General features: G+C 47.8%; 7 protein-coding genes. 3 read left to right on the top strand and 4 right to left on the bottom strand.

Translation table 11 applies throughout. The features are described 5' to 3' along the window. Window positions 1-120 precede the first annotated feature (120 nt). Window positions 121-1,533 (bottom strand): pyruvate kinase PykF, encoded by a 1,413-nt coding sequence (pykF, locus tag RN22_RS09805; RefSeq protein ID WP_046304118.1) that lies wholly within the window; start codon window positions 1,531-1,533, stop codon window positions 121-123. 644 nt (window positions 1,534-2,177) lie between these two features. On the opposite strand from pykF, the gene RN22_RS09800 reads away from it, so the two are divergent. After that, window positions 2,178-3,617 (top strand): diguanylate cyclase, encoded by a 1,440-nt coding sequence (locus RN22_RS09800; protein ID WP_046304122.1) that lies wholly within the window; start codon window positions 2,178-2,180, stop codon window positions 3,615-3,617. Here RN22_RS09800 and RN22_RS09795 read toward each other — a convergent pair. Further along, window positions 3,614-4,516, bottom strand: coding sequence for a sensor domain-containing diguanylate cyclase (locus tag RN22_RS09795; protein ID WP_039849783.1), 903 nt, complete (start codon window positions 4,514-4,516; stop codon window positions 3,614-3,616). The two genes, RN22_RS09800 and RN22_RS09795, sit on opposite strands and share 4 nt — an antisense overlap. A gap of 309 nt (window positions 4,517-4,825) precedes the next feature. Between RN22_RS09795 and RN22_RS09790 the strand changes: the two genes are divergently transcribed. Continuing rightward, complete coding sequence (locus tag RN22_RS09790; protein ID WP_231590878.1) at window positions 4,826-5,305, top strand: sel1 repeat family protein; 480 nt, start codon at window positions 4,826-4,828, stop codon at window positions 5,303-5,305. Window positions 5,306-5,550: 245 nt separating this feature from the next. Here the strand turns inward: RN22_RS09790 and RN22_RS09785 are convergent, their stop codons facing one another. Then, window positions 5,551-6,285, bottom strand: coding sequence for a VOC family protein (locus RN22_RS09785; RefSeq protein ID WP_046304117.1), 735 nt, complete (start codon window positions 6,283-6,285; stop codon window positions 5,551-5,553). A 230-nt stretch (window positions 6,286-6,515) separates the two neighbouring features. On the opposite strand from RN22_RS09785, the gene RN22_RS09780 reads away from it, so the two are divergent. Then, window positions 6,516-7,154 carry a hypothetical protein gene (locus RN22_RS09780; RefSeq protein WP_046304116.1) on the top strand — a complete coding sequence of 213 codons (639 nt, stop codon included), beginning with the start codon at window positions 6,516-6,518 and terminating at the stop codon, window positions 7,152-7,154. A gap of 29 nt (window positions 7,155-7,183) precedes the next feature. Here the strand turns inward: RN22_RS09780 and RN22_RS09775 are convergent, their stop codons facing one another. Further along, a complete protein-coding gene (locus RN22_RS09775) occupies window positions 7,184-7,966 on the bottom strand; it encodes an ABC transporter substrate-binding protein (RefSeq protein ID WP_046304115.1) in 783 nt (260 codons plus the stop codon). Window positions 7,967-8,090 lie beyond the last annotated feature (124 nt).

Below are 8,090 nucleotides of genomic sequence, written 5' to 3'. Positions count from 1 at the left end.
TGTTCTCGAGCATTTTTCCTACGCTATTTCTGAGCAGCTACCTACTGTGATTGGTATAAAAGCCCAAAGAAACAAAAAAGGAGCCAATCGGCTCCTTTTTTTATGCTCGGTACGGTTCGATTACAGAACGTGTACAGATGCAGTGTTAGTAGTACCAGAAGCAACCAGTGCGCCTGAAACCATAACAACGATGTCGCCTTTCGCAGCCAGACCTGATTCCAGAGCGATTTCTTTACCACGACGGTAGAACTCGTCAGTGTTTTCGAACTGGTCAACAACTACTGAAGTCACGCCTTTGCTCAGGCAAAGTTGTGCAGCAGTTTTCTCGTTGATGGTGACAGCGATGATGTTTGCAGTTGGGAAGTACTTACGGATAGAACGCGCAGACTTACCAGCTTCAGTAGCAACAACGATCAGAGGAGCACCCAGCTTCTCAGCGGTGTCTACTGCGCCTTTACATACTGCTTCAGTGATACGCAGGCGAGAGCTGTCCAGACGTGAGCCCAGTTCTGCTTTCAGTACTGCATCAGTACGCTTCGCGATTTGCGCCATGATGGTCACAGCTTCAACTGGGTATTTACCCTTCGCAGTTTCACCAGACAGCATTACTGCGTCAGTGCCGTCCATGATCGCGTTTGCAACGTCACCCGCTTCTGCGCGAGTTGGACGTGGGTTCTTGATCATTGAATCCAGCATTTGCGTTGCAGTGATAACCACTTTACGTGCGCGGTTACATTTCTCGATCATCATCTTCTGAGCGAAGATAACTTCTTCTGCTGGGATTTCTACACCCAGGTCGCCACGTGCAACCATGATGCCGTCAGACAGCTCCAGGATCTCGTCGAAGTTATCAACGCCTTCCTGGTTTTCGATTTTAGAGATGATTTGGATGTTCTCGCCGCCGTTTGCAGCCAGAAGATCGCGGATTTCTTTAACGTCAGATGCTTTACGGATGAAAGAAGCTGCGATGAAGTCAACGCCTTGCTCACAACCGAATACCAGGTCACCTTTGTCTTTTTCAGACAGCGCAGGTAGGTTTACAGAAACGCCTGGCAGGTTAACGCCTTTGTTTTCACCCAGATCACCGTTGTTCAGTACTTTACAGATAACGTCAGTTTCTGTGGTTTCCAGTACTTCCATCTCGATCAGGCCGTCGTCAACCAGGATAGTGTTGCCAACAGTCAGGTCTTTTGCGAAACCTTGGTAAGTCACTGCAACGCGCTCTGCGTTACCTACTACTGATGCGTCAGTAGTGAAAGTGAAAGTTTGACCTGCAACCAGAGAAACATCGTTGCCGCCTTCCAGTTTGATGGTGCGGATTTCAGGACCTTTGGTATCCAGTAGGATAGCCAGTTGCTTGCCAGTGTTTTCCATTACCTGACGTAGGTTAGAGATGCGCGTGCCGTGCTCAGCGAAGTCGCCGTGTGAGAAGTTCAGGCGCATTACGTTCATGCCTGCTTCTGCCAGCTTGGTCAGCATCTCTACTGATTCGGTTTTTGGTCCAATCGTACAAACGATTTTGGTCTTTTTCATGTAGGGTTCTCTCCGGTCGAACTTTTACTACCCAAGGGATAAATGTCGCTGTAGTCACGTTATCCAGATGCTTGAGTTTTGTAATAAAACAACAAGCTACTGTGTGATGAGCGGCAACATTGCCTTGTGCTCTTACAGCGTTAATACAGGTTCATGCCACGTAATTGTGTTGTCCAAACGTGGGTTCGTTTGGACAACACAACTCATCCATGAAAGCGGACACAAGTATACATGCTTTATGTGGCGGAAATTTGATCGCAGGCAATGGAAAAAGGGTTATTCGCACCTTCCTGCCATCCTCCACTCAAATGATACAGCGTTGCGCCTACTTTCAGGGCCGTAAATTTACCACATATTATTTGCTAGATCACTAATCGGTAACGAATAGATAAAGAGCGATGAACATTGATCAGCATTGGGTTGAAAGCGTTATTGTATGGCTAATTGTGCGGACATATTGCCTGACTATTTTTGAAAAAAAATGACAATACGCCATCTAGCCCTCTGAGGTTTTCAAGTTTTTTTCATCAACTCATAGATCTATGTCTCGCAATGACTATGCGGGTGTTAAACAAAGCGTGGTCTGTTGGTTGAATTTTGCGACAATGTTTCCATCAATTCATGTGAAGGAAAATTTGCCTTTGATGCATTTGCTTCGGTTATGCCGATTCGTCTGTAGCGTTGTGGTATTTGCACTGGGTATGGCCCAGTCGGTTGCGTTGGCTGAAACGGATAAAGACACCATCATCGTGACGAATTCTCATAGCTGGAAGCCTTTTGCTTTCTCGGAGAATGGTATTCCCAAGGGACTGTTAGTTGATTACTGGAAGCTTTTTTCAGAGATCAATAACACCCCGGTAGAATTTGCTCTCTCGGATTGGAACGACTCTCTGATCGCTATGCAAGAAGGCGGGCGCAAAGTTCATGGCGGCTTGCTCTACTCTGAATCCCGTGATGAATACCTCGATTATGTCCTGCCTTTGTTCGAAATCTCCACCACGCTTTATGTACTCAATGACAGCGAAGAGTTGAAAACGCAAGGTGTTCTGCCGGGCATGGTCGTTGGTGTTGTACGTGGCGGCTACGAGGAAGAGTTTCTGAAGACTCGCTATCCGTTGGTCTCTACCATGGGGTTTGATAACAATGCAGCGCTTATCCAGGCGGCACGTGAAGGCAAAATAAAACGCATGTTGGTGGATACTCAAGTGGCGACTTATTACCTGCTGCAACAGGACAATCCCAACCGCTTTGTGCCGATTGACCGTATGTACCAAAAAATGCTGTATGCCGCCGTGCCAGCTGGAAATGAACTTCTGCTTCAAGAAGTTGAAAGCGGCATCAAAAATATCCCACCTCACGAAATTGATCGCATCAAACAAAAATGGCTCAACACCAGCAAAACCACTCAGATCCCTGACTGGTTCTGGCCACTGGTGGGCTCCGTATTGTTTCTTGGCACGGTCAGTTACATCATCTTGCTCAAGCAGGCGGTACACCGAAAAACCCGTGCTTTGATAGCGTTGAACAGTAAGCTGGAAGAATACGCGTTTACCGATTCACTGACCGGACTGATGAACCGCCGTGGCTTGGACAGAAACTTCGCCAGCAAGCGGGTCAATAGCATGCTGAAACGTGGCCAATTAGGGGTGCTGATGCTTGATGTGGATCACTTCAAGAAAATCAATGATAAGTACGGTCACCTGAAAGGGGATGAAGTGCTGAATAACCTTGGCGGGGCGTTGAACAACTACCTGCGCGAGGCGGTGGCAATCTCTCGGCTGGGAGGTGAAGAGTTCTGTTTGTTGATGCCAGCTGAGGATCTGCACGATCTGGAGGTGAATGCGGATTACGTTTGCCGGTTTATCGTGCCGCAGGCTTCACAGGAAGGGATAGGGCTTTTTGTAACCGCATCGGTGGGGGCATTGCTGGTAGACAAAGGTTGCAAAGATCCTTCTCTTGAAGCGCTGCTTCACCATGCAGACCGCTTGATGTACCAAGCCAAGGAAAATGGCCGGAATCGGGTGACGCTTGGTTCTCTGTCGAACCAGCAGCATCAAAGATACTCCAATCAGATAAGTGCTTAACCGATGTCTGGTTTATCTTCTGCAGACGCATCGTAATTGATCACGCGATTGCGCCCGGTCTTCTTCGCGATGTAGAGCGCTTCATCAGCACGTAGGCTGGCGGTCAGGAAATCTTCTGTTGCCTCCAGCACTGTCGCCCCGATAGAAATTGTGCAGCCAATGGAAAGCGGCTGCGAGTTCGGGTGACTGACTCTCACTTCGCAGTCCTGCACTGCCACACGGAGCCGCTCTAATCTTGTGGTGGCCTCGGTATGGTTGTCAGCCCAAATCAGTAAGGCGAACTCTTCGCCGCCCAAACGAAATGCGTATTCATCCGGCGCAGTGAAATCTTCAATCTCCTGGGCAAATCGGCGCAACACCAAGTCACCCACGGGGTGGCCAAAGGTGTCGTTGATACGTTTGAAGTGATCGATGTCGGCCATCGCAAGATACTGGCGGCGTTGCTGAGCAGCATGGCGCTCACTGAACAAGTCCAACAGATAACGGCGATTATAAAGGTTGGTGAGATCGTCTCGGTTTGCCATATCACGCAAAGTACGCTCACGGCGGATTTGGTCGGTTACCACACTCACAAAGGTACACATGGCTTTTTCGCCATACCAGTCAATCACCTTGTCGGTGATTTCAGCGATCATCGGATTACCTTTTAAATCCATATGATTGATCACTTCCGGCGGTGTCGGGATCCCGGTTTCAATCGCGTGATTGTAGCGACGCTGAGCTTCAGGCCAGTGTTCTTCTTCAAAAAGGACGCGAATAGAAGGCAGACTGAGCACGTCCTCTGCGCAGGCCATTCCACTGAACTTTGCGAATGCGTTATTGGCATACTTAGGGACAAAGTTAATGTGTATGACGCAGGGATTCGGGTGGATGTCGAGTATGTCTTTAAAATCTGGCATCGCGTGGAGAAAGTGCTGGTCAAAAATTTAATGTGAAAGTTATCACTTATCAGCGTGAAAACTGCGATGTATTTCAAGAATTTGGAATTGTTGCTCGGAACTAATCAATTGTGAATCATATGTCTTACATCTTTGTTAGTAGTGCAACGCAAAATTATCATTCTGCTCAATAATGGTTCGGTTCTCTCAGATTTTGATTGGTTCAATTTTTTCACGCAGATCTGACAGAGAAACGGATGATTTTGGGGTGGAAATGCAACTTCCTACTACTATGAAACAAAGAACTTTACACCGAGATAACGTTAATTCATGTCTAAATGGAGACTCTTGTTAGGCGTTGGCGTGTTATGTTTTCCGCTCTATCTATCGGCTGAAACCAGCGAATTTGCCTACACTGAACAACTAGAAAGTGACAACCGTATGAAGTGTATTTATGGCTACTTTGCGGAGAAAACCGGTGACCATGAATTCGCTGTCGCGATTCTTGAAGACTGCATTGCACGCTGGAATGATGTTTATTCCATGCTGCTACTTGCTCAAATTCATGAAAACGGTGTGTACTCAGCGCCAAACCCCTCCCGTTCCACTGCCCTAATGAGGCAGGGGGCACAACTCGATGACGAAGCAGGCTACTCGAGACTTGCCAGATATCACTATGGGAAAGCGCTTTACGAAGGCTTTGGCATTGCTGTCGATAAAAGTCAGGGAAAGGAATATCTCCAAATGGCCGCCCGCGAAGGGGTTGAAGCTGCCTGCGAATACCTTGAACAAAATGGTGAGCCTTGCTGATGACGTGAAGGCGTAAAGTTTCCATTTGCTTCGTTGTTTTCAGGTTGACGCAAGGCCGCACACGCACAGCGACTCTGGATATGCTCAATAGGAGCAGTAGCGCACAGGTAAGACGTCATGTATGCCATTTTTGCTGGGCCTTACTTTATCCATCAACACATGATCTTGGGATCCACCGGGTGAGCGCTAAGACGCAGCATGGGGTCGTCAATTGGCGGGGCAGTCTCACGATATCGATAACTTGTTTATTTCCCAAGCCCAGCGTTTTTAAGCGTTTGAGGCGTAATTACCTTCCCGCCAGCCTCAACACCAAACAAGCCGCTTTCCTCTTCGGAAGGTAAAGCAAAGGGCGGCGCATCATGGACTAGCTGGAATTCCAGCAAGGTGTACGGGCGTTGCCATAACCACTCACGGTTACCGACTGCACGCAAATCCGATTCAGGCTGTGGCTCATCAATGAAAGAGTAGAAATAGAGAGTGAAACCGTAATCGGAAACAGGTTGGATGGACTTCAGCGTCAAGCCAAGTCTGTCAGCCCATTTCTGCATGGCTCGCTCGTCATGGCAGCGAAGCGTGATGTGTGCCAGCGCGGCTCCATCGGCAATCGGGTGAGTCAGTGGTTGGCGTTGGGGTTTATTGCCTTCAAAGGTAGTTTGCAGTAATTCAATGGTCAGCCCGTTGGGATCAGACAAGTGAGCAAGATAGCCAATGTCCTGAAACTGGCGCGGTGCGGAAACATTGATCCCCTGTGAGCGAAGCCACTGGCAGACGGCATCCAAGTCCACCACAGTGATGCCTATTTTCCAAAAGCCATCTGCTGGCGTGGGTTGGTAAAGGCTATCAGACGGAATAAAAGAGAGTGATGCGCTTTCACCTTCAAATCGCCAACCAGAGTCGGACAATTGCATGCCGAGCACGTCCTGATAGAAAGCGTGAAGGCGCTCATTAAGCTTTGCTTTGATGGTAATGTTGGTGAACACGTATTCCTTCTCCGTCCTTTGTGCGTCCTTATCCCCATATAAGGGTATATCCCATTGTTGCTGTTTCGGAGGGGAAAAGTGCGATGAAAAAAGCGTGATTTCGAGTAGTAATCAATGATCAGTGGGTAAATTTGCCAACAGCGTCCCGCCCGACTGCTGATAGGATTGCAAATACACATTGAAATGTATCAAGATCACGACAAATAAGTTTTGGAATAGAAATCACATTCATGCTTAAAGTCGCGGCACTCCTTTTTACAATGCTTACCCTTATCGGGTGTTCGAAAGAGAAAGACGGCAACGTGTTTCTAGAGCGTTGTTTTGTGGATCGCGAATACAGTTTTGAGTGTGATGGTGTGAGCTTTACTGCGCTGTCGGGATTAATTGAAAAAGCCACCGAACAAGAGGTTGTCGTCAGGGTAGAAAAAGAGTCCATCACACTGTCCAACCCCTCAGGCTTTGAGGCGTTGGCGAACGTCGATGTGGCTTACCTGAAAAACCTTTCCATCAAATTCTCAGGTACGGTAAAGGAAGCGACCTGGATCCAGAAGAGCTTTGATATCGAAAATCCGCGGATTGACTGGTTTGAGATGCCAGACAAAGCGCATATTGCCAACATCCGTAAAGAGCGAAAAGTTCGTGCAGCAATGTTGGATGCGCGCGGTGGTGAAGATGAAGCCTATCAATACTGTGCGGCACAGGCGGAAAGCTTTTATGGTGCCGATTGTGGGTTCGACCAAAGCTTTGAGTCGGTATGGAACAAAGACACTCTGTTCACTACGGTGAGCTGCAGAGGAGAAAGCGGTAAGAAAACCCGCTATAAGTGCAGTACCTACGACGGCATGACCGTTCTCGAATCTTATTGGTAATCATCCAAAAATATCTGCTGGCTTACGGACTAATACCCAAGATCTGAATACCGGCGGATGATTTCCCCATACTTGCCCGACGCCTTTACCTGATCCAATGCTGCTTGCCAGCGGGTGATTTCTTCTTCTGGTGTGTCTTTTGAAAACGCAATATAAAGCTGGATATTAAACAGTTCTACGCCCGTGTTCTGGAGGCTCTCCGCATCGATACTGCTTTTTTGCATCAAGGGTTTGTAGGCAAACTCCCCAATCGGTGCCAAATCTCCCCGGCCCATCACTAACATGGAAAATGCCTGAATCGGGGAATTGGTAATATAGAGATTGTTAAAGTCTTGATTCTGAAGAAATTCTGTTTCCGGAAAGCCACGAGTGACTAGAATCGCGTTTGCTTCCCGCGCGTCTTCCAGTGACTGGATGTTGATGTCGCTGTCTTTATGGCGATAGAACGTGATTCTGTCTTCCACCAAGGGGCCAACCCATTTAAACAAGGGTTCCCGTTCTGGTGTGCGGCTCATTGAAAACAAAATGCGGTTGGATTTTCGTTTGGTTTCTTTGTAAGCGCGGGCCCAAGGAAGCATCTCAATATCGTCAGGATGCCCGACGATGGCAAAGACTTCACGTACGATATCGACAGATAATCCATTTAACTCGCCATTTTCCACATAACCAAACGGCGCAAAATCTTCCGTCATGACCGTGAATGTTTGAGACATTGCGAGCTGGCTGACTATCAGCAGAGGCAGTGCGAAAAAGCATCGAATAGCGGAGGTTAAAAACGACTTACCCGGGTTATTCATTCCTTCACCTGACATTACGACTCGTTACGTATTTTTATGTTTATACGCTTAAGTTTACTCAAGACGATTGCTTGCCTGTGTTTATTTCTGCTGAATCTCAATAGTGAACTTAGTCGCACCAACATGTCGCATAATGGGT

The organism is Grimontia sp. AD028 (assembly GCF_000973155.1).
In the GTDB taxonomy this organism is placed as follows: Bacteria; Pseudomonadota; Gammaproteobacteria; order Enterobacterales; family Vibrionaceae; genus Enterovibrio; species Enterovibrio indicus.
Note: the sequence above shows the minus strand (reverse complement) of the source record. Positions and strands in the feature narration are given on the sequence as shown.